21 protein-coding genes are annotated in these 23,157 nt (G+C 37.3%); 11 read left to right on the plus strand and 10 right to left on the minus strand.

Translation table 11 applies throughout. The features are described from left to right. The 5 genes from guaA to ANA7108_RS0122965 form a co-directional block, all read right to left on the minus strand. The gene (gene guaA / locus ANA7108_RS0122945; RefSeq protein ID WP_016953175.1) at positions 1-1,623 is read right to left on the minus strand and encodes a glutamine-hydrolyzing GMP synthase; all 1,623 of its coding nucleotides are present in this window, start codon (positions 1,621-1,623) and stop codon (positions 1-3) included. Positions 1,624-1,852: 229 nt separating this feature from the next. Then, positions 1,853-2,968 carry a cobalt-precorrin-5B (C(1))-methyltransferase CbiD gene (cbiD, locus tag ANA7108_RS0122950; RefSeq protein WP_016953176.1) on the minus strand — a complete coding sequence of 372 codons (1,116 nt, stop codon included), beginning with the start codon at positions 2,966-2,968 and terminating at the stop codon, positions 1,853-1,855. Between the two features lie 330 nt (positions 2,969-3,298). Further along, a complete protein-coding gene (locus ANA7108_RS0122955; protein WP_016953177.1) occupies positions 3,299-3,598 on the minus strand; it encodes a hypothetical protein in 300 nt (99 codons plus the stop codon). 91 nt (positions 3,599-3,689) lie between these two features. Beyond that, positions 3,690-4,280: a DUF3177 family protein gene (locus tag ANA7108_RS0122960; protein ID WP_016953178.1), complete on the minus strand. Its 591-nt coding sequence runs from the start codon at positions 4,278-4,280 to the stop codon at positions 3,690-3,692. Positions 4,281-4,467: 187 nt separating this feature from the next. Next, positions 4,468-4,713, minus strand: coding sequence for a Calvin cycle protein CP12 (locus tag ANA7108_RS0122965; protein WP_016953179.1), 246 nt, complete (start codon positions 4,711-4,713; stop codon positions 4,468-4,470). A 364-nt stretch (positions 4,714-5,077) separates the two neighbouring features. Here ANA7108_RS0122965 and ANA7108_RS0122970 point away from each other — a divergent pair, with 364 nt between their 5' ends. From ANA7108_RS0122970 to ANA7108_RS0123000, 8 genes are all read left to right on the plus strand, one after another. Further along, complete coding sequence (locus ANA7108_RS0122970) at positions 5,078-6,292, plus strand: FIST N-terminal domain-containing protein (protein ID WP_016953180.1); 1,215 nt, start codon at positions 5,078-5,080, stop codon at positions 6,290-6,292. Between the two features lie 88 nt (positions 6,293-6,380). Then, entirely contained in the window at positions 6,381-7,700 is a 1,320-nt protein-coding gene (locus tag ANA7108_RS0122975; RefSeq protein ID WP_016953181.1) for a serine/threonine-protein kinase, read from the plus strand. A gap of 249 nt (positions 7,701-7,949) precedes the next feature. Beyond that, on the plus strand, positions 7,950-8,477 hold the full coding sequence (locus tag ANA7108_RS0122980) for a COP23 domain-containing protein (protein ID WP_026104400.1): 528 nt from the start codon (positions 7,950-7,952) through the stop codon (positions 8,475-8,477). Positions 8,478-8,485: 8 nt separating this feature from the next. Next, a complete protein-coding gene (locus tag ANA7108_RS0122985; RefSeq protein WP_016953183.1) occupies positions 8,486-9,340 on the plus strand; it encodes a DUF2887 domain-containing protein in 855 nt (284 codons plus the stop codon). Positions 9,341-9,463: 123 nt separating this feature from the next. Next, on the plus strand, positions 9,464-12,265 hold the full coding sequence (locus ANA7108_RS0122990; RefSeq protein WP_016953184.1) for a serine protease: 2,802 nt from the start codon (positions 9,464-9,466) through the stop codon (positions 12,263-12,265). 164 nt (positions 12,266-12,429) lie between these two features. Next, positions 12,430-12,489: an element excision factor XisH family protein gene (locus ANA7108_RS31455; RefSeq protein WP_369750746.1), complete on the plus strand. Its 60-nt coding sequence runs from the start codon at positions 12,430-12,432 to the stop codon at positions 12,487-12,489. Positions 12,490-12,569: 80 nt separating this feature from the next. Further along, positions 12,570-12,989 carry a hypothetical protein gene (locus tag ANA7108_RS27840; protein ID WP_202804353.1) on the plus strand — a complete coding sequence of 140 codons (420 nt, stop codon included), beginning with the start codon at positions 12,570-12,572 and terminating at the stop codon, positions 12,987-12,989. 23 nt (positions 12,990-13,012) lie between these two features. Continuing rightward, entirely contained in the window at positions 13,013-13,222 is a 210-nt protein-coding gene (locus ANA7108_RS0123000) for a hypothetical protein (RefSeq protein ID WP_016953185.1), read from the plus strand. A 114-nt stretch (positions 13,223-13,336) separates the two neighbouring features. Here the strand turns inward: ANA7108_RS0123000 and ANA7108_RS0123005 are convergent, their stop codons facing one another. Then, on the minus strand, positions 13,337-14,449 hold the full coding sequence (locus ANA7108_RS0123005) for a metallophosphoesterase (RefSeq protein ID WP_016953186.1): 1,113 nt from the start codon (positions 14,447-14,449) through the stop codon (positions 13,337-13,339). A gap of 145 nt (positions 14,450-14,594) precedes the next feature. On the opposite strand from ANA7108_RS0123005, the gene trmB reads away from it, so the two are divergent. Further along, complete coding sequence (gene trmB / locus ANA7108_RS0123010; RefSeq protein ID WP_016953187.1) at positions 14,595-15,230, plus strand: tRNA (guanosine(46)-N7)-methyltransferase TrmB; 636 nt, start codon at positions 14,595-14,597, stop codon at positions 15,228-15,230. A 188-nt stretch (positions 15,231-15,418) separates the two neighbouring features. Here the strand turns inward: trmB and ANA7108_RS0123015 are convergent, their stop codons facing one another. The 4 genes from ANA7108_RS0123015 to ANA7108_RS0123030 form a co-directional block, all read right to left on the minus strand. After that, positions 15,419-16,603 (minus strand): hybrid sensor histidine kinase/response regulator, encoded by a 1,185-nt coding sequence (locus ANA7108_RS0123015; protein ID WP_026104401.1) that lies wholly within the window; start codon positions 16,601-16,603, stop codon positions 15,419-15,421. Positions 16,604-16,680: 77 nt separating this feature from the next. After that, complete coding sequence (locus tag ANA7108_RS0123020; RefSeq protein ID WP_016953189.1) at positions 16,681-17,127, minus strand: response regulator; 447 nt, start codon at positions 17,125-17,127, stop codon at positions 16,681-16,683. Continuing rightward, positions 17,081-19,378: an ATP-binding protein gene (locus tag ANA7108_RS0123025; RefSeq protein ID WP_016953190.1), complete on the minus strand. Its 2,298-nt coding sequence runs from the start codon at positions 19,376-19,378 to the stop codon at positions 17,081-17,083. The genes ANA7108_RS0123020 and ANA7108_RS0123025 overlap by 47 nt, the downstream gene beginning before the upstream one ends. Positions 19,379-19,800: 422 nt before the next feature. Beyond that, entirely contained in the window at positions 19,801-21,306 is a 1,506-nt protein-coding gene (locus ANA7108_RS0123030) for a dolichyl-phosphate-mannose--protein mannosyltransferase (protein ID WP_026104402.1), read from the minus strand. Between the two features lie 201 nt (positions 21,307-21,507). Between ANA7108_RS0123030 and ANA7108_RS0123035 the strand changes: the two genes are divergently transcribed. Both ANA7108_RS0123035 and ANA7108_RS0123040 read left to right on the plus strand, forming a co-directional pair. Continuing rightward, complete coding sequence (locus ANA7108_RS0123035; protein ID WP_016953192.1) at positions 21,508-21,912, plus strand: hypothetical protein; 405 nt, start codon at positions 21,508-21,510, stop codon at positions 21,910-21,912. A 144-nt stretch (positions 21,913-22,056) separates the two neighbouring features. Continuing rightward, a complete protein-coding gene (locus ANA7108_RS0123040; protein WP_016953193.1) occupies positions 22,057-23,109 on the plus strand; it encodes a hypothetical protein in 1,053 nt (350 codons plus the stop codon). The last annotated feature ends 48 nt before the right edge of the window (positions 23,110-23,157 follow it).

Consider the following 23,157-nt stretch of genomic DNA (forward strand, 5'->3'; position numbering starts at 1 on the left):
TTACTCCCACTCAATAGTTCCAGGTGGCTTAGAAGTGATATCATAAACCACGCGGTTTACCCCTTTGACCTCGTTGACAATGCGGGTAGAAATGGCTTCTAAGACCTCATAAGGTACACGGGCCCAATCTGCCGTCATCCCATCTTCACTAGTGACAATCCGTAAAACAATCGGGTAAGCATAGGTACGTTTATCACCCATGACACCTACACTCCGAATCGGTAGTAATACAGCGAATGCTTGCCAAACTTCATGATACAAGCCGCGCTGGTTAATTTCTTGGCGGACAATTAAATCGGCATCGCGTAAAATATTTAACCTATCGGCGGTGACTTCACCTAAAATGCGAATTGCTAAACCAGGACCTGGGAAAGGTTGCCTTTGGACAATTTCTTCTGGTAAACCAATAGAACGACCAACTTTGCGGACTTCATCTTTAAAAAGTTTCCGCAACGGTTCCACCAGTTTAAATCTTAAGTCTTTGGGTAAACCACCAACATTGTGATGACTCTTGATTTTGACTGCTACCCGTTCACCTGTTTTCGGATCAACGTTGGTATCAGCAGATTCAATTACATCTGGATACAATGTACCTTGAGCTAAATAGTCAAAATGGCCAAGGTCTTTGGATGTTTCTTCAAAGACGCGGATAAATTCATGTCCTATGCGACGGCGTTTTTCTTCAGGGTCTGTGACACCAGCAATAGAAGCAATAAAGCGATCCCGTGCATTCACATATTTTACGGGAATGTGAAACTGTTCTTGGAACAACTTCAGCAATCGTTCTGGCTCTAACTTCCGCATAAAGCCTTGATCAATAAACACACAAGTTAGCTGTTCACCAATGGCTTTATACAGCAAAAATGCCAGAGTTGAAGAATCTACTCCCCCTGAAAGCGCCAACAGCACCCGCTTTTCACCGACTCTAGCGCGAATTTCCCGAATTGACTCTTCTACAAAAGCTGCTGTTGTCCAGGTGGGTTCGCAGTCGCAAATGTGATAAACAAAGTTACGAATTAATGCTATGCCACCAAGGGAATGTACGACTTCAGGATGGAACTGTACACCGTAAAGTTTCTTGTCGTGGTCAGCAATAGCTGCACAAGGAGTATTTTCTGTATGTGCTAGTAATTCAAATCCCGGTGGCATTTTTGTGACTGAGTCGCCATGACTCATCCACATTGTGGTGCCATCTTCAACATTAGTCAACAAGTCTGTAGGGTCATCTATATATAATGATGCTTTCCCGTATTCACCTCGTTCAGCTTTGGTTACTTCCCCACCTAGTTGACTGACCATCAATTGCATCCCATAGCATACGCCTAAAATGGGGATTCCCAAATTCCAGATTTCTGGGTCACAATGGGGAGCATGATCACTATATACTGAATTCGGACCTCCAGAGAAGATAATCCCTTTCGGATTGAGTTGGCGTAAATGTTCAGCTGTAGTGCGATAGGAAAGGACTTCAGAATATACTTGAGTCTCGCGGATACGACGAGCTATTAGTTCAGAATATTGAGAACCAAAGTCTAAAATTACAACAATTTGGCGATCAAGCTTTCTCAAATTTGACTGTGTTTGAGATGCTGGTTCGGTTGGTAGAGTCACCGCTGTATTCATGATGGCGAGAGTGTGTCTTTTAAGGATAAATCTGTCTAATTGAAGATGATCATCACTATTTCCAGCTTTTTTAGGCTAGTAATAGTCGAAAAAACCTAATATATAGACGCGACTGCTGCCGCGTCTGTTTAACCGATTAATTTGACTGGTGATTAAAAGCAAGAAATCACTCGAGAGTAGGTACTCAAAAAATTATTTATTTGGTTTGTTTATGTTAATTCATAATAAGTTAGCATAATTTTCCTACTAACATACAACCAGTTTTACTCTTGACGATAATTTGGCGATCGCGGTCAAAAAGAACTGAACCACAGACTGTGGTATTTATCCCCCTATCGCTGTGACTGTGAATATATTCTTGGCAACGAGTATCAATGGTTTCCGCAATGGCGCTATAAACTTGATTAACCCAATTACTACCAGTATTTTGGTCAAGCGATCGCAGATGTTTTAATGCTGCTTCCGCAGTAGGGCTATGAAACACTGTCTCTATATCTGGAGACTGTAAACCCAAAATGGCACAGTGTGCTGCTAAAATTTCCCGTCGGCCATCAGCTAAATGATGATGGGTGTGAAAAATTCCCCCTGCGAGTTTCATCAGTTTACCGTGATAGCCAAATAATAAAATTTCTTTGACTCCTAGCAAATCAGCTTCTACTAACATCGGTCCAATCCAGTTAGCCGTTTTTACCAATTGTTCCGAATTTATCCCTAGTTTTCGCGCTAAATCTAAGCCGTTTTCGCCAATACAGAAGACTAAATTCTCAAAGCGACTGGCTTTATCTTGTAACTCCGCACGAAAAGCTGTGAGTTGATCTGGTGTACTCAAAGGTTGAGAAATGCCCGTTGTTCCTAATAAGGAAAGTCCTTCAACTACACCAAAAGCAGCATTAGAAGTTCTCAAAGCCAGCGATCGCCCTTCTGGTAAAATAATCGTGACGGTGATTTTTTCCCCTAGGGTGAGCAACCGCTGCAAATTCTCTGTTAACAACCTTTGAGCATAACCATAAATTGCGGCTTTCCCTTCACCATTGAATTGCTTACCAATTCCCTCACCACCCTTAATCACAACTGATTCCCCATCTCTGTGATCCCATTGCACCAAAGCCCAAATTGGCGTATTTTTAGTCAAATCAAGGTTATCACCCGGAGCACTGCGAGTAATTGCCAAAGCGCTATTTTCAGAAAGTCCGGCTACCTGTTCAATTGGTATTTCGGCGATTACGTCTGGTTCAATCAAATCCACTGAAGTTACAGACAGGGGTTGACCATGACGTAACCAGTGTAAAGCGGCAACAGCAGCAGCACAAGCAAAAACGGGGAGGGTGTATCCAGAAAGGGACATGAGCAAAATTCACAATTCACAATTCACAATTCACAATTCACAATTCACAATTCACAATTAAGCTGAATTTCTAACTTAAGTAGCCATCATGAACTGCGTACACTAGGAGGGATGAAAAACTTCTTATTCCCCTCATCGCTTGCGGGGAGGGGTTAGGGGTGGGGTCTTATTTTCAAGTCAGGTAAACAGAAAAATTTAAAGGTATGTGAAGAAAAGTAAATAGGGCTGAAACCCTCTTTCCCCCTGCCCCCTGCACCCTGCCCCCTGCACCCTGCACCCTGCCCCCTGCTCCCTGCCTTACCCCAACGACAATTTTTAACGCCCACCTACTTAGACTCCTACTTCCGCTAATAGGAGTTGCATAGCTTCCCAAGAGATTCCTCTTTCGATATAACGGGGTGATTCAGGATTATAAGGGCTACCGATGCGATCAATACTGATAATTGTGGCTTCATCTGGTAAAACAGGTACATCTGGGTCAAAGGCAGTAGAACGCATTAAAGAGCTAGAAAAGCCTTTAAAAATTGCAATTTTATCTTGCTCATCAGTCATTTTGATCGTGACTATTAAGACTTCTTGAGGGCGTTTGACAGTATATTGTTCTAGCCGTTTACCAATGGAATTATTCATCAATCAAAAACCATGTAACTTATTTACTCATCTGAAGTATTTACATCTGATAATTAATTTTCATACTTCATTTTTTATCTTTATATTCTGGTTATTGTGTGGCTGAACGCCCTTGCTTGCCTAGTTTAATCAATACAAAATAGCTTAAATAAACTACATAAACTACTAAACCAATTATGGCGAGAAAGCTCAGAAAAGCAGGTTTACTATTGTGATGAAAGTAGTCTTTAAACAGTAATGGTGCTTCTAACCAAACGCTACAGTGGGGGCTTTTCAGGGAAATTTCAGAAAAAGCACAACCCAAAAAAGGTACAAGAGCTACTGTACTCAGAATACAATAAACAGTTGTTGCCCAGCGCCAAGAGGTGAAAATCAATTTCAATAAACCACTGGATTGATATTCAATTTCATCGTTGATATCAACCCAGAACCATAGAGAAATGGGGATGAGAATACGAGCTATTAAAGCAGAAATAAAACTTACGGCCAATCCCCCAATCATTAAGTAAAGTGTTATTAGCAATAAACTTGCTACTCGCCAGTAAATCATTAATAAGCGTTGTATTGCTTCTGATTTTTGTACAAATGCCCAAATCAGCAGAATCAGGGGAATAATTACTGTAAATAATAAGGCTAATCTATATTCCATCCAGACGTAAGGTCGAAACCAAATTTGTGGCATAAATTTTTTCAGGTGATCAATCTAAAATTTATTTATCTTTTACTTGATAGTTTATTGAAACTGACACGGCGGAATTAACAATTAAAAACTAAAAAAGCAGATTACACAAGCTTTTTAGGGATTTTTAATAGTAGTTTTATTTCCGCCGCGTTGTACTAGACTAAAAGAAAAAGGATTAACTCAATTTTTAGTCTTCGTAGAGTCGGCACTCATCTGCTTCTGGATTGGCATCACAGTACTTTTCTAAAGAGTTCTTTGGCTTCTGTTGACGTTGGTGGGAGGCTTCAGCTTGCAGTTCTTCAACTGCATCCCAAGCCGCAGCACACTCAGGCGAACCGCTACCTGTGATATCACAGACAACACGCGCCTGTTCAACTTCTTCCTGGATCTTTTCTTGAATATCGGGATTTGCTGTTTCTTGGATATTTGTCATTGCTTTAGTCTCGTTATGTGTTGTTTATACTAGTGTAGAAAAAAATTCAAAATTTCCAGTGTTTGCTCTATCGCTTACTATTCTAACCACTGACCTGATCAGTTAGTATTTGAGCTTGGTAATCTATAACTAATACAACAAATTGCCTCATCTGTACTGTGTTCTCCTCTATGTTTTAAGATTTTGTGGGGACAGTACTACAGAAAAACAATCATACAATATATTTAAATGCATCTGGCAAGAAGTCACCGTCCTAGATGCGGGGGTAGATGAAGGGCTGGTGCATGAACTCTTGTCGGATGCAATACTTCCCTGGATAAAACCATCAACTACTAGCCTCAATAGAGAAAGAAGCCCAGAACTCATGGCAGACAAAATGCAGTGGGCAAATGCCCTATCAACCCGTCCTTCTTTAGAAGCAGCTGTTGCAGATGTGGTACAACAAGCTGTCTCATCTTTAACAGCACCTGCGGATCTGGGGCTGGTATTCATTTCGTCTGCTTTTACAAGTGAATATTCCCGACTATTGCCATTGCTGGCCGAAAAACTTTCAGTACCTGTGCTGATTGGTTGTAGTGCTGCTGGTGTAGTTGGTAGGACAGAACCAGGAAAAACTCAAGAAATCGAAGCAGAACCAGCTATCAGTTTGACTTTAGCCCATCTTCCAGGGGTGAATATCCAGGCTTTTCATGTTGTGGCTGAAGAATTACCTGATTTGGATAGTTCTCCCGATGCTTGGATTGATTTAGTCGGTGTGCCACCATCACCAGTACCTCAGTTTATTTTATTGTCTAGTGCGTTCTCGTCAGCAACTAATGATTTATTGCAGGGTTTGGATTTTGCTTATCCGGGTTCGGTAGTTGTGGGGGGACAAGCTAGTGGTGGGTTTGTGAGCGATCGCATTGCTCTATTTTGTCACAATCGTCTTTATCGTGAGGGGACGGTGGGTTTAGCTTTGAGTGGTGATATTGTGCTGGAAACAATTGTAGCCCAAGGATGCCGACCGATTGGCCAGCCATTGCGCGTGACTAAAGCTGAACGCAATATTATTTTGGAGTTAGATGAGCAAGTTCCTTTAGTAATTTTGCGAGATTTGATTGGTAGTCTGAGTGAACAAGAACGTTTGCTGGCACAGAATTCTCTGTTTGTTGGTTTAGCAATGAATGAGTTTAAACCTTCTTTACAGCAGGGTGATTTTTTAATTCGCAATCTACTGGGTGTAGATCCATCCGCTGGTGCGATCGCTATTGGCGATCGCATTCGTCCTGGTCAAAGGTTACAATTTCACCTGCGGGATGCTCAAGCTTCTGCTGAAGACCTAGAATTGCTTTTACAAGAATATCTTGACCACAACAGCAGTGAATCTTCTCCTTTGGCAGCTTTGATGTTTAGTTGTGTTGGAAGAGGTGCAGGTCTTTACGGTCAGCCTAATTTTGATTCTCAGCTATTTGGGCGTTACTTCCATGACATCCCCATAGGCGGTTTTTTTGGTAGTGGTGAAATCGGACCTGTGAGTGAGAGAACTTTTCTTCACGGTTACACTTCAGTTTTTGCAATTTGCAGACAACTTAATTCATAGGAAATAGGGAATATAATTAAATGTGCGTAACTTGAAACTATTGTAGGGACAATTCATCAATTGTCCCTATATTATTAAATAATAGATTATGAATAATATTTTGAAAATAGGCACTTTGCTTAAAGACCGTTATAAAGTTATCGAGATTTTATCTAGTAACACGGGTTTTGGAATTACTTATAAAATTAAAGATTCTCACCATCCAAATCAACCAATTCGGATTTTAAAACAACTCAAAAAACCTACAGCAGCTAAATTAGATATTGAAAATTTACCAATTCAAAAACAGCAAGAGATATTAAATCAATACTGGCAAGAATATCTAAGGCTTTTCAGAATAGAAACTCAAGTATTAGCTAAACTGGGAGAAGACTATAAACAAATTCCGACAATTTACGAATACTTTGATGAACAGGATGAATATTTTTATGTGCAGGAATATATTCAAGGACATTCTTTAAGTGAGGAAATTAAACCAGGACAAAAATTATCAGAACAAAAAACCATATCTTTATTAATTGAGATTTTAGAGGTTTTTGAATATATTCAAACTAATCCTGGTTATTCTGTAATTCATCGAGATATTAAACCAGAAAATATTATTCGCAAAATTACCGATCATAAATTAGTTGTCATTGATTTTGGTTTAGCGAAAGAGGTAACTATTCCCGGAACAAAAATAGGTTCAATTTTTGGCGGTACAAAAGGATATATTGCACCGGAAATTACATTAGGAACAGTATCATTTGCGAGTGATATTTATTCTATGGGAATGATTGGGGTTTTTGCAGTTACTGGAGAAGACCCTAATTATACACCTTTATTAGCTGAAAATTGGCAAACAAAAGCAAATGTTAGCCCTGAATTTGCTGCTGTATTAAATCAAATGATTTGTGAAAGTTATAAACAAAGGTTTCAAAATGCAACTGAATCATTAGCAGCATTGAGAAAATTAAATAAAAAACCAGTTCCACCACCAAAAATCAAAATTCCTATTAAATTAATTACGGGATTTATTTTAGCTGTTGTTGTGGTTATTGGGATAATTTTCATACTAAAAAAACCAGATAATCAATTAATAGCAGATGGTAAAGAAAAACAAGGACAATTAACAACAGCAGATCAGAAAGAATTAGCTAGTGATAAATTTTTTGATGGTTATAAATTTACAAGTGAGAAGAAACAATATTTAACTGTGGAAATAGTTAGTAATGATTTCAATCCTATTTTCACTATTCGTAAATTAGATGATCAGAATTTTATAACCGTGAAAGATGTGGAAAATAAAGACAATAATTTCACAGCTTCTATGATGGTAGAAAAAGGTGAATACGAGTTGAAAATTAAATCAGAAAATGAGGCTTTAGGAGATTATGTTATTAAAGCTTGGATAACTGATATTAAGTAACCATCTCTCGTTCCCAGTCTCCAGACTGGGAATGCTGTGATAGAGTCTCTGACTCTACTACAACGGAAGTCAGAGACTTCCTTAATTCATTCCCATACAGAGTATGGGAACGAGAAACGAGAAACGAGAAACGAGAAAATGAGAAAGACGCAATTAAACAAATATTTGCGTAAATTTTACATACATCAACCCTCTATGTGAGGCATAATATACTACAACGAATAATCTAATATACCCACAAGTGCAATTATGAGAAGTTATCAGTGGTTGTTATTCATTATTATGTTTAGTCTAAACCTGATCTTAACAGGGTGTCAAAAACCTAAAGAGGTTGTTTTTTCCTGTGAAACAAACAGTGATGGGGAAAACACCACCAAAGTTAAATACCAAGACAAAACGCGAGATTTGATAGAGTGGAAACGCACGAATTTTGTAAAAGCTGGTTTCCCTCCGCAACGAAGATGTGAAGAAGTAACACCAAAATTACAAACTGCTTATGATAATGGAACTTTGAAGGATTTAACTTGGGGTTATTCAGAAGCAGAAAATAATCCTAATCAAAGATTTAAGTCTTTATGTACCACTACAGGGAAAGATTGTCATACTTTGATTTTAACATTGTTAGATTCAGATGCTCCTGATGTGGAATTAAAAGCTTTTACTGCGGTGTTAAATGGTGATGCTTCCCAAGCATATAGAAATTCTTCTTGTGCGGTAAAAAATGGTAGTAATTTAACTTGTACAGTTGATATTTTCAAAGTATTTAAGGACAAATAAAATTTACCATGCGTCGAGACACCCTTTTTTATCAGCTATTTAAACAATTTCCCGGTTTAATCTTTGAACTGGTAGATCAAAAACCTCCAGAAGCAGCAGACTATCAATTTGATTCTATCGAAGTCAAAGAGACAGCATTTAGAATTGATGGAGTATTTTTACCTCCAGATCATGCTAATCCAAAAATAGCATTTTTCGCTGAAGTGCAATTTCAAGAAGATAAAGATTTATATCATCGGTTCTTCACTGAAATCATGACATTTCTCTATCGTCATAAAGTTAGGTATGACAACTGGTTTGGAGTCATAATTTTTCCATCACGAAGTTTAGAACCATCTAATTACCTCATTCATGATGTATTGGTAGATAGTTACAAAGTCAAGAGAATATATCTTGATGAATTAGGAGATTTAGAAAACCAATCTTTAGGAATAGGGTTAATGTTACTAACCAATACTCCTGAAAATAAAGCCAGAGAAGCCGCTAAAATTTTACTAAAAAAAGCCCAAAATACGGAGGTAGACAACCTAGAAAAACAAGCGATAATAGATTTAGTTACGAAAATAATGACTTACAAATTCAACAAATTAACTAGAGAGGAAGTAGAAGCCATGTTATTAGGACCAATTACAGAAGAACCTAGAGCCATTAGAGAATGGAAGGAATTAGGATTAGAAACAGGAGAAAGAAAGCTGATTATGCGACTATTAAACCGTCGCTTTGGTACAGTTCCTCAAGTGTTAGTACCAAAAATTGAGCAGTTATCTAGAGAACAAATAGAAACATTGGCTGAAGATTTGTTAGATTTTTCTGTGTTGACAGATTTAGAGAATTGGTTGCAACAAAATCAATCTGATCAATAAAAACTGTAGGTTGGGTTAAGCGACAGCGCAACCCAACAACTAATTAAGCAACAACAACTTAAAAATGTTGGGTTTCGTACCTCAACCCAACCTACATCAATAAATATACCAGGTTTATCATCTATGAAATTACACAAATTATCCCATTTATTATTATTCTTCATTCTCTTATTTCCTGCTTCTCCTATTATTATCACAGGTTGTAGTTCTTCCCTATTCGCACGCAAACCAGGGACATTATCAGAATCAGAATTAAAGAATGTCTTAAAAGAAATTACTGTAAAAGTCCTAGTTGATGATAAAGAAACGGCTTCAGGAACTATTATTAAAAAACAAAACGGTTTTTATACTGTTCTCACTAATTATCATGTGATAGAAAATGCGAAATCTGTGAAAGTTGTCACTCCTGATAATCAAGTTTATCCCGTTGAATTTTCTAAGGTAGATAGACAAGATAATAAAAAAGATGATTTATATGATTTAGCTAAGTTGACATTTAGCAGTGAGAAAACTTATTTAGTTGCTGGTTTAGGGGAAGAGAATATTAAACCAGGAGAAAAGGTATTTGCTGGAGGATATGTTAAAGGTAATTTGCAAACTACCCAAGGTACAGCAAAATTATTTTTAAATCAGCCGTTAATTAAAGGACAGCAAATAGCTTATGATAATGATATTCAACAGGGGATGAGTGAAGGAGCAATTATTAATGAAAAGGGTTATTTAGTGGGGATAAATAGTAAACTTGCTCACCCGGTTTTACAAACTGATTTTCGCTATTTACAAGGTGAACAACCTGATGAGAAAACATTAAAGGAATGGGGTAATTATAGTTGGGGTATTGCGGTTAATTTAGTAGATGAAGCCGCACCTGATTTAGCTTTATTTCCTGAGAGAGTAATTAGGAAAATTGGGGGTATTCCGGCTAAGGTTTTAGATATTGCTAAACAGTCTTCGGTGCAGATTGAAAAAGCTGATGGTGGTATTGGTAGCGGGGTAATTATTGCTAAGGATAATGATATTTATTATGTGTTAACTGCCGGTCATGTGGTGGAAGATAAACAGGAGTATCAAGTTGTTGCACCTGATAAACAAGTATATAAGGTGGATAATCAGACTATTCGCACCAGAAAGGGACTTGATATGGCTGTTTTACAGTTTCGTAGTTCTCAGGTTTATCAAGTTGCTACTTTGGGGGATTATAAGTTAAAGGAACAATATGTTTTTCTTTATGGTTGGAAGGGGGAAGAATTAAATCATCCTTCTTTGTTTAGCGCTGGAGTTATGTATAGTACATTAGATTCAGGAACTTTAAGTACAAGAAAACTTTACAAAAGAGGATATGATTTAGTATATACAAATGAAGGCTATTCAGGGATGAGTGGAGGAGGTATTTGGGATACAGAAGGTCGTTTAATCGGTATTCATAATTATGCAGAAACAGATATTGTAGGATATAGTTTAGGTTTATCTGTTCAGACTTTTTTATTTTTACAGAAAGAGACTTTATGGAATTTGCCTGAAGCTAAACTAAATATTGCTAAAAATGAACCTTCTACAGAGAATGTAAGTTCTATAAAGATTTCTCTACCTTCTGCGCCTAATGAAACTGACAAAGGTATTCGTTGGTTAGAATATGGTATTAAACTATGGAGAATTCAAGAATATAGTAAAGCAATTGAGGCGATGGAAGAAGCTATTAAGCTAGATCAAAATCTATGGCAAGTATACTATAATATTTCTTTCATTTTGGTATCTCAGGGCAAATATGAATTAGCTTTATCTACTATTGATATGGCTATTAATAAACAAACTAAAGAAATTCATCGTTCTTATTTATTAAAGAGTATAATCTTAGGACAGTTTCAAAAACATGAAAATGCTTTAGAAGCTATAAATTTAGGAATTAAAGCCGCAGAAGAATCACACAAACCAGAACCTTTATTATATTTAGTAAGTGGATATTTATTAGAGAAATCTAAACAATATAATGAAGCTATTAGCTATTATAATAAAGCACTTGAAATTGACTCTCAAATATCAGAAATTTATCTAAATCGTGGAAAGATTTATGGACAACAAAGACGTACAGATTTAGAAATTGCTGATTATACCCAAGCTATCAACATTAATCCTAAATTTACACAGGCTTACTATAATCGTGGAGTTGTATATGATGAACAAGGTGAAAACGACTTAGCAATTGCTGATTATACCCAAGCTATCAAGATTAATCCTAAATTTACACAGGCTTACTATAATCGTGGAGTTGTATATGATGAACAAGGTGAAAACGACTTAGCAATTGCTGATTATACTCAAGCTATTAAGTTGAATAATAAATATGCAGAAGCTTACAATAATCGTGCAGGTATTTATAGAAAAACAGGTAAAAAAGATTTAGCATTTTCTGATTATAATCAAGCTATTAATCTTAATCCTAAAGATGAAAGATTTTACTATAATCGGGGAGTTATATATGGTGAGCAAGGAAAGCAAGACTTAGCAATTGCTGATTATACTCAATCTATTAAGCTTAATCCTTTATTTATAATGGCCATTTCTGAACGTGGACTTGAATATCTTAATCAAGGAAAACTAGATTTAGGTATTGCTGATTACAAAAGAGTCGTTGCTATTAATCCCCAGTATGCTAATACTGTTAAGTCTAAATTTATATCTATATTAATGTTAGGAGGAATAGGTAATTCTGCACTTGGAAATAAAGATTTGGCTATAGAAAATTATACACGAGTTATTGAACTTGATTATCAGTATGCAGATGCTTACAATAATCGTGCTGTTCTTTATGCTAAGAAAGGAAATATACAACAAGTAATTAAAGATTTAGAAACTGCTGCAAAACTCTATCAACAACAAGGTAATATTCAAAAAGCTAAACAAATCCAGGAATTATTAAATCAATAATAGCTTAATTTTACCTTCTATTCTCTACCCATACATTAACCAACCCTAATCAAAAATAACCAAACAAACACCACAACAAATTACCCCATCTGCTAACGAGAATCAAGAATTGCTAATTTCCCTTACCTGAAACTACAATTAGAGTATAATTAAATAATGCCAATATGCCAGCCAAAGATATCTACCATAACGAAGTCAAAAACGCATTGATAAAAGACCGTTAGACTATTACAGATAATGTGATAATACTAGAAAGTGCTATTTTTAATATAAAAAAGTAGTAATGAAATTACAAATATGAAACATGACTCTCATTTATCTAGACTATAACTGCTTTCAACGTGGCTTTGATGATCCAAGACAAATTAGAATCCAAATGGAGAGTGCAGCTTGCCAAGAAATATTTATTCAAGCTCAAACAGAAAAAGTAACTCTTGCGTGGTCTTTTATACACGAAGATGAAACTAATTTATGCCCTTTTTTGGATCGTAAATATTCAGTTTTGGGTATGGTAAGTTTGTGTAAAATAAAAGTACCTCCAAAAACTGAAATAGCAGAACAAGCTCTTTTGTTCCAACAGTTAGTTAATCTATCCAGCAAAGATGCTCTACACTTAGCTTGTGCGGTTTCTATTCAAGCCAATTTTTTCTTAACTTGTGATGATAGTCTGGTGAAAACAAGCTCAGAAATTAGAGCTAGAAATAGCCATCATGAACCCAATTGACTATATTAGGAATAACGAAAACTATGGAAATAAATAATATCATGGATGATACAGAAATTAAAATCAAAGGCATCAAAGCACTATATGAATCTCTTGGTTCAGCAGCAGCTATGCGTTTTTTGACATTGCTACATAAAACCCCTACTGATTATGTAGAAATCTCAAAAACGATATATCAAGATCAAAGTATTGAGGAAATTTTCGCTAGAGCAAAACAAAATTGGCAAGATTAATTATGTAAAAACATTGATTTGTGGAAAGAATAAAAAAGAGCGATCGCTATCATCTAATTAAAATCCAAAAATAGCGATCATTTCTATCTATTATTGAAGATGTTTTATCACCAATTACCAATCACCAATTAACAATCTACTGTTATTATCAATAGCGGTAGGATGACCAGTATGAGTAACTGCACCATATTTTTGAATGTAGCGACGCACTTCTAGAGGAAATTCTGGATAGTCTAAGACTCCATCTCCATCAGCAATAGTTGCCCAAAAGTCTCGTAAATCGGGGGCTAGTTCTTTTGCTTGTGCTAATGGTAGGTTTAAGGGAGGTAAAGTTAATAACTTGATCAGGAAGGGGAAAGAGCGATCGCCCATCCATTCTCTTGATGACTGCTGTAAGTTGGGAAAATCTGGAACTGATTCCACGCGATGAGATACAATTTGTAACCATTCCCTACCGAGATGATCTCGTTGAAACTCTAGAACACGATAAGGATGAGGATAGCTGACTAAGGAACCAGTGGTAATATCATATACTCCGTCTGCACAAGCTACATCCTGAACGTGCAAATGCCCTGTAAAGACCAATCTGACTTCATGTTTACGTAATAAATCCAGTAATTCTGGGGCATTTTCTAACATATAGCGATTTGCCATGGGGTGGTTTGATTGATTAGGCAAATGTTCAACCACATTGTGATGTACCATTACCAAAACCAATTCATCCTTAATCGCTGCCAGTTCTGATTCTAGCCATTTGAGTTGTGTATCATCCAAACGCCCAATCTGCTGACCCTGGTCATCGAATGAGTTAGAGTTTAGACCTATCAGCCGCACTCCTGGCAATAATGGACAATTGTAGTAAGGTTGGTCTGGGTTTTCATAGCCAAACTTGCGGTAATAGTGAGGAAAATCAGCGAAAGCAATTGATTGCTCATTTGCCATTAACACGGGTACGTCATGATTACCAGGAACAACATAGACAGGAAAGGGAAGTTGAGATAACTTAGTTTGCAACCAAGCGTGGTTCTCTGGTTCACCGTGTTGGGTTAAGTCTCCAGGAATTAAGATAAAATCTAAATCGAGTTGGATTAAATGTTCGAGTACACTTTCAAAAGCTGGAATACTGACTTCAACAAGATGAAAGCGGCTAGGATGATCCCAAATTGTATGGGAAAGCCCAATGTGTAAGTCACTAACTATGGCAAAACGAAAATTGATATTATTCATTGATTTAAGAAAATGTTAAAAGCAGAAGTGTAAATGCTCTTTTTCCCAAAGTATAACTCCTGCTTTGCCTGACTGGGGATCAGCAGTCAGACTTAATATTTGTACACATTTAAGTTGATTTTTTTTCACCACAGGAGAGTTAATTTTGGCAGTTGTCCGAGTTCGTCAACACGTTAACCCACTTGCTAACAAGTATAAAATACCCGCCAACACTCCAGAATGGAAAAAAGTTTATGCACAGCCAAATCTACCCCTGCACTTAGATATTGGTTGTGCTAGGGGCAGGTTTTTACTACAGATGGCACAACTGGAACCAAACTGGAATTTTTTAGGTTTGGAAATTCGGGAACCTTTGGTTGTAGATGCGAATAGGTTATGTTCTGAGTTGGATTTAACAAATTTGCATTATTTATTTTGCAATGTTAATAACTCGTTAGTACCTATTTTATCTTCTTTAGGAACGGAAACTTTACAGCGTGTTACAATTCAATTTCCTGATCCTTGGTTCAAAAACCGCCACGCTAAAAGGCGTGTAGTGCAACCAGAGTTAGTGACAGAATTAGCCGATTATTTGGCGGTTGGTGGGGTTGTATTTGTACAATCTGATCAAAAATTCATTGCTGTGGAAATGTGCGATCGCTTTTCTGAACACCCAGCATTTGAGAAAATGGGTACAGAGGAATGGTTAGCAGAGAATCCTCTCCCAGTTTCCACAGAACGGGAAATAGGCACTATTAACAAGGGTGAACCAGTTTATCGAGCTTTGTTTGTGAAGCGGTGACACGGAGACGCGGTAATTAAGTAGGTGGGCGTTAAAAATTGTCGTTGGGGTAAGGCAGGGAGCAGGGGGCTTTCTAGCAGGGGGAAAGAGGGTTTCAGCCCTATTTACTTTTCTTCACATACCTTTAAATTTTTCTGTTTACCTACTTAGGGAGATGGGAGAAATAATTAATTACCTACTGCCTTCTGTCACCTGTCACCTGTCACCTGCTGCTGTTTAATCAATGGTAAAGTTACGGTAAATGTTGTTCCTAAACCAACTTGACTATCAACTAAAATCTCACCACCATGAGCCTCAACACACTTTTTCACAATTGCTAAACCCATACCTGTTCCAGAAATACTGCCGACATTTTCTCCCCGATTAAATGGTTGAAATAGCCGTTGTTGATCCTGTTTAGAAATGCCAATTCCTGAATCTTGAACCCGGAAAGTAACTATTTTATCTTGACTAATTACTTCAAATTTGATTTTGCTATCAGAGTGAGAATACTTAATTGCATTACTGAGCAAATTTTCTAAAATATGCCGTAACAAACTTTCATCCCAAAGTGTTTCTTCAAAGTCTCCAAAACTTGTGAAATTTATAATTACGTGTTTTTCTAGCGCCGTCAAATGCACTTCTTCTAGAATTTGGTGACAAAAAGCTTCTAAATCTAGGCGGCTGAGTTGACTGTGTAATTTACCAGAATCAGCTTTACCGATGAAAGAAACTTCATCTAATAACTGTGCCATATTTTTGATGGCAGAGCGAATCATCCGCAAATGATTAACTTTTTTCTCTTTAGTTAATTTTTCATCACTGTTTTGTAGCAATCCAGCCGCCAAGAGAATCGTATTTAACGGATTACGAATATCATGAGAAAGCATGGAGACAAATTCAGATTTAAACTGATTTATTTCTTTGGCTTTTACCAATTCAGCAGTTCTTTCTTCAACCCTAGTTTCTAATGCTTGATTGACAGTTCGTAATTGCTCTAAAACTTGTTTTCTTTCAATTGCATATCGGACTGAACGCACTAATGCATCTGGATTGACTTGCCTTTTTACTAAATAATCTTGCGCTCCCTCTCGCACAGCTTCAATTGCTAGTTCTTCATCGTTGGTGTTGGTGAGAACAACAATTGGTGTCCTAGGAGCGTGACTTATCAACAGTGGTAAAGATGATAATCCTTGACTATCCGGTAAGGTTAAATCTAACAAAATTACATCATAGGTCTGTTGACTTAGTTCAGAAAATGCGTCTCGTAATCTTTGCACATGAACTAAACTAAACTCTTTGGTTTGGGCTTGCTTGAGAAACTCTTGTAACAACCTAGCTTCTGCCAAGTTGTCCTCAATCAACAAGATTTTTACTGAGTAGCTCGCAGCCATAATTTCCTGGTTTAATCCCCCTCTAATTTCTGATTGCTGAGTCCTGAACAATAATTTTCCTCCCATGCTTTCTGGCCTTAATCTGATGGTAACGTAGCGGTAGCAAACCAAAATTCCTCAATCCCTTTAACGATTTGAAATAGTTGGCTGAGGTTACGAGATTTGGTGATGTAGCAGTTTACGTGTAAGTCGTAGCTGTGGTAGATGTCATCTTCGTTTTTGGAAGTTGTTAACACTACCACAGGAATACGTTTGAGTTTGGGGTCTGATTTAATTTCCGCTAGTACCTCTCGTCCATCTTTTCTGGGTAAGTTCAAATCTAGTAAGATCAGGTCGGGGCGTGGTGCATCTGCATATTCGCCTTCTTGACGGAGATAAGCCATAGCGTCTATGCCATCTCTAACTGTCACTACCTGATGGGGTAATGTACTAGTTTTTAATGCTTCTTGAATCAGACGGATGTCGGCTTTATTATCCTCAACTAAAAAGATTATTTTGTGTGTTTCTTCCGTTTCTGCGCTCACGCTCACGTCCTCCGGCTGGAATGGTAAAGTAGAAGGTTGCGCCCTGTCCGAGTTGCGACTCAACCCAGATCCGCCCCCGATGACATTCGACAATTTTCTTACAAATTGCCAAGCCCATACCTGTGCCGGGATATTCATCCCTGGTGTGTAGGCGTTGAAAGATAATAAAAATGCGATCGCTAAATTGCGGATCTATGCCAATTCCATTATCTCGCACTGATAACAACCACTCATCTTCTAACCTCTCTGCACCTATATGGATTTGCGGTGGTTTTTCACTGCGGAATTTGATGGCGTTACCTACCAGGTTCAGAAATAGCTGCATCAGTTGGGTACTGTCAGCCATGACAGTGGGTAAGGGGTCATGGGTAATAATAGTACCTGTTTCGGAAATGCGTTTGCGTAGATTGCTGAGAGCGCGTTCTAAGGCTGTGTCTACTTCAGTCACTTGAAATGCGATCGCTTGGGTATCAACTTTAGAATATGCTAGTACGTCATCAATTAACGTCTGCATTAAGCTCACTCCCTCGACTGCGTAGTTGATAAACTCTTTTGCATCTTCATCAAGTTGGGCTTCATAGCGCATCTCTAACAACTGCACATAATTGGCTACTTGATTAAGTGGTTCTTGCAAATCATGGGAAGCGACATAGGCAAATTTTTTCAATTCGGCATTAGAACGTTCTAAATCTTGCGCCAATTGAGCTAATTCATCAGCTTGACGCAGGACAATATTTACGATTCCCTTCCGCAGTTCTAAAGCTGCTCTAATCTCTACATATTTCCAGGGTAAAGATGTTAATCTGACTGTTTCTTTCCACAATTCAAATGATTTACGTGGACACAAACGCAAATTTCCATGTGCTTGACTAACTTCAAATGCCTTATGAGGATCACCACCCCAATTTACAGTTTGAATTACTTCCGGTCGGAACCACAAAACATAATTCCGCTGGGAAATAGGAATAGCTAACAAACCACTAGCGACATTTTTGAAGCTGACAGCATCTGGATAAAGACTAGGAAGAGAATCTGTATAAAATACCTCGTCCTCGACATTATTCTTCAACCATTCAACTAAAAAGTTTAAATCTTCTTCTTTGGGAGTTTCCCCAATCAGGGTATAATTTCCCCCAAAACAAACTGCTGCTCCTTTTGCACCAGTTAAATCCAGAAGATTTGGCTGATTTTTCACCAACCCATCAATAAAGTTATCCTCTTGGGACATATATTCAACTAAGAGTGATTGAATATATGTCAAATTCATTCGATAGTCATAATCTTCTGTTTCTTCTCTGGCAGAAATTTCCGAAAATATCAATCTTCCTAAAAATTCGCAAGCTTTCCGCAATTCATAAGAAACATATTTGGGTGTTTGATGATGACAAGCAATCAATCCCCACAGTTTTTGGTCTTTAATCAAAGAGATAGTCAAAGAAGCGCCCACGCCCATATTATGTAAATATTCTGTATGGCAAGATGCAGCACTTCTGAGACTAGATTGTGTTAAATCAACTGGACGCTCAGTTACAGGATTATTGACAGGAAAAATTTCTATAGGTTGAGAATGAGCATCCGGGATTAATCTAATTGAATTGGAAATAAATAATTTTCTGGCAGGTTTGGGAATATCTGACTCTGGAAAGTGTAAACCCAAGTAAGGTTCTAAACTTTCGATTTTTTCTTCAGCGATCACAGAACCATGTCCATCATCATCGAATTTATATAACATGATTCTGTCAAATCCCGTCACTTTACGGACTTCCTGGACGATGATTTGACCAAATTCTCGGAGATTTTTAGTAGTTTCTAGTTGATTTATGGATGCTCTTGCTAAATGATAAAAGCTTAAAAATGGAATATTTTCTTGGGAAATAGCAGGTTCTAATTCCAGGATTAAAAACCCTTCAATATTCCGGTGAAATACGGCATCAAATACTGTGTATTCATCACCTTTTTTTCTAATCCAAATTTTGGTAGGATTAATAAAATCTAAATTCTGTTCTGATAAACCAGATTTAATTCTTTCTATTTGGAAGGGATCTACTAAATCTTCTAATTTTTTTTCCAACATATTCTCGGTAGAAATTCCGAAAATATTTAAGGTGTTATTACTAACTTGCAATACTTTTAATTCTGGTTCTTCTAAAACTAACAAAATACCATGAGGTTGAATTTTGCTCGAAATATGAATTGGTGCTTCTTTCAAGCTGGTAACATTCACATTCTGCACTTGTAACCCTATATTCATCTCGATTACCCTTTATTATCTAGGTGCGTCAAGAGCAGAATTAGCGATAGATTTTCTCACCTGTCAAGGTTAGTATTCTACCTAAATGTAAATCTCTTAGCGCTTTTAATTAAATTAATTTGCAGATTATTTCAGAAATATGCCGAAGCTGTAATAATTTTCCTATTTGTCTCGGCAAGAAATTAAATGAGCTATTTAGCTAATTCGCCATTTCCACTAAGCTTAATTTTTTTGTCCTGCTTAATATCATTTTATTTCTAATTTGTCATTGGGTATAGTTACCCTAATCTGCCAACTGGTTTCAGTGTAACAGGCAGTTTTACTGAATACCGATAAGAAATGTAAAATACAGGCGATTAAATAAATAGTTTTTATGTAGCTATGTTAAGTAAAAAATCAATAACATAATTTTGTTGATCAACTCAAATCCAAGTTCTAAACCACATCCGCAGGTGATAGTCTTTCAGAGAAAGAGGTAAACCCAAATAAATAGGCATCCAAAAAACAAAAGCAGCGACAATAATGAATGTAATTGTTACACCAAGCGCACGCAATTCTCGATGATAACTACGAAGACATTGATCAACAAACCAAGCGATGGCTATAAATACAAATACAACTGCACACATATAATGGTAAATAAACACGCAGCGATTTACCTTCACCCAAGGTAAGAAATTAGCTGCATAGTTAATAACTAAATATAAAGCAATCCAAGTATCAACACCGAGATTTTTAGGAATAAAAACGCGTTTTTGCTGTATTCCTGGTAAAACCATTTTTACAAATAGCATTCCTATTAAAAATATAATTGCTGCCAAGCCAAACCACCATAAAAAAGGATTACCCATAGCATGGACATCATAAACCACTTTCCCAGCACCAGCAGGTAAAGGAGGACCAAATACAGGGAGGGGATCTTTAATACTTTGAGTTGTTTGATAATAATAAGCCATCGGTCGAGTTAATAATGGCCATTTGTACCAAGCTGCACAATAAGGATGTACACTAGCGCTATTACCACCCAACTGAAGATGAAACTTCAAAATCTGTTGATGAACCGCTATAAATCCATACCTTTTATCTAGTTGGAGGTGAGGAATCCAAATTAGACTGTAGATGATGGCGGGGATAATTCCTAAATAGGATATCATCTGGAAAATATTAATTTGAGTGATATTTTGCAGTGGAGTTTGAATAGTCACATCGTCTGTTTTTACTTGAGATTCAACAGTAGAATTTAAGAGATACAAATAAGAGAATAAAGGAACGCGGGGTGACGGTGAAAAAGATTGCAGCCAAGGAATTATCCAAGCTGCTATCCACATTCCATAAGCACCTGCAAGAAACCATAAGCCATTCCACTTAGTACCGACTGACGCACCAAAACTAACCCCCGTCAGAACTAACCACAACCAACGCTGTTGTTTCTGTTTTTCTAAAGCTAATAAAAACAACCATTGCCCTAGTAAACCAAAGATAACTATATAGATATTACTAAGTGCATAACGAGATTCTACCAAAAACAAACCGTCACAAGCTGTAAATAAACCTGCTAATAAAGCGAAGCTACGGCGATAACTTAATTGATAAGTTAGTAAAACAACTATTAAAGGAATAAATGAACCTGTTAAAGCATTTGCCCAACGATAACTCCAAGGGGATAATAAAGAACCTGTCAACCCATTGACTGTATCGTGCCAAAAGGGGATGTGACTACCAATCCAAATACCAATGCCGATGATATATTGACTGAGGGGTGGGTGAGCATTAAAAAATGGGGTATGAGTAAGATAGTTATTGCCAAATTGGGCAAAGTAAACTTCATCAAATACCAAAGTGTTAAATCGATTCAGTCCCCAAAAACGTAAGGCAACTGAGAGGATAAAAATCCCTGCCATTCCCATTCTGAACCATGTTTTAGTCATTAGTGATTAGTAATTAGTCATTGGTGATTTTATCAGAAATAAACGGATTTAATACTCCTACTCTAGGGTAAGGCCAAAGGCATAGGTCTACACGTAGGTTGTGTTCAGCAATTCAAAACTGGATAACTTCTGGCTTCTTTAAAAAAAATTAACAATTATTCGAGATAATAACTGTACATAAAATAGGAAATCCAATACACCATGTCACAATTAGAACGACTACTAAAAATGGCAGAAGATGAGTTAACTGAGTACAGCACTGATGCCCGCAAGATGGAAAAAATGCGCCGGAAGATAGGTATATCAGTCTCATTAGCAGAACAGCGGCAAATTAAAGCTGAATTATTGGCTACCATGCAAACCAGTAAAATTGCAGAAATAGTGGAGGAACAACGACAAGCAGCAGCTTTACCATTTTGGGGAATTGCTGGATTGGGTTTGTTATTTGGGATTTCTCTCAATCAACCAATATGCTTATTAGCAGCGGTACTGGGAACGGTGGCAGCTTTTAGAATTCAGAAATGGGGTTGGCAATTGCAAGCAACTCGTCTATTGTTACGCACATTGGAAGATATTGAAGCACGTATTGCTCAACCAAATAAGTAATCAAACAGATACATACCTGATTTAGTTTGCAAAAAAAAATTTAGTCAACCGGATCTAGAGAATGTCCCGTAGGTTGCTAAACTAACAATTGTTACTTGTGTGTTATCGGTTATTACTAAAAAACTTTTGATGGAGATAGAAATTATGACAAAGTATGATCAGATATTTAACTCAAAAGAAACCACAGAAGAATCACTAAGTCCAGAAGAGGCAGTAGCAGCGATCGCAGTTATTACTGCCATAGTTGATTCTTCCATTGAAGACATAGATGCAGACAGTTTAGCAGACATTCTCTGGGAATTCGAGGTTTTTGACGAATACTCAGAAGAGGATATGACAGAGTTAGTTGATAGACTAATAGCGATCGCAGCAGCAGAAGGACTCGGACCTCTGTTTAATACCGCTAATGCTAGTCTGGCAGATGATGTAGTACTGGATGGCTTTGCGGCTGGGGTAATTATGCTGTTAGACGAGGATCTGAGTATCCCCACGCAAAAACAGCCTTACCTGAAAAAACTACAGCAAGCTTTAGAGATGGAAGATGAAGAAGCGGAGGAAATTACCAAAGAGGTGATAGCCGCTATTCAAGAAGCCGAAGAAGATGAAGAATACGGAGAAGACGAATATCAAACCATCATAGTTGATGACCTGGGTCAGCAGGTGTATGAGTCACCCTTGGGTAATTTTATCGTTCCCATACCAGTTAACCCAGATCAAGGGGGAAAAATTCAAAGTCAAGAAGGAATAGTTGGCTTTTCTGATGATGTCGGAACTTTACTGAGAATTGATTATTATCCTCTCCCTTCAGAATATGTAGAGGAAATCGAGTCTAAAGGACAGGAAAAATATTTGCACTCAATTCTTGTAGATAAGTATTTACCCCAGGCGATTTTTGCCAATGTTCCAAGTGCTAAGGTCAAGTATACCGAATATTTGCAAGATATTGCGGAGGGGTCTTACTATACCTTAGTCGATATGCCTAAAGGTTCAACGATTTCTAAACAAGAAAATAACGGAAATGCGATCAGATTAGATGCTTATCGAGGACTTTTAGCCTTTGTCAATGGAGAATTTTTGTATATAGTTAGCAGTCAGCGCAGCTTTTTTAATGGTGATACTCCCGGTTCTATTGAGGAGGAAGCTGAGGACATCAAGCAGCATATTTTAGTGTTTGTGGATACTATCGAGTTTAGTTAATTGGGACTTTTTGCAGTTGTAATTAGGGGTGATGTCTGTGGACAAAAC

The sequence above is a fragment of the Anabaena sp. PCC 7108 genome (genome assembly GCF_000332135.1).
In the GTDB taxonomy this organism is placed as follows: Bacteria; Cyanobacteriota; Cyanobacteriia; order Cyanobacteriales; family Nostocaceae; genus Anabaena.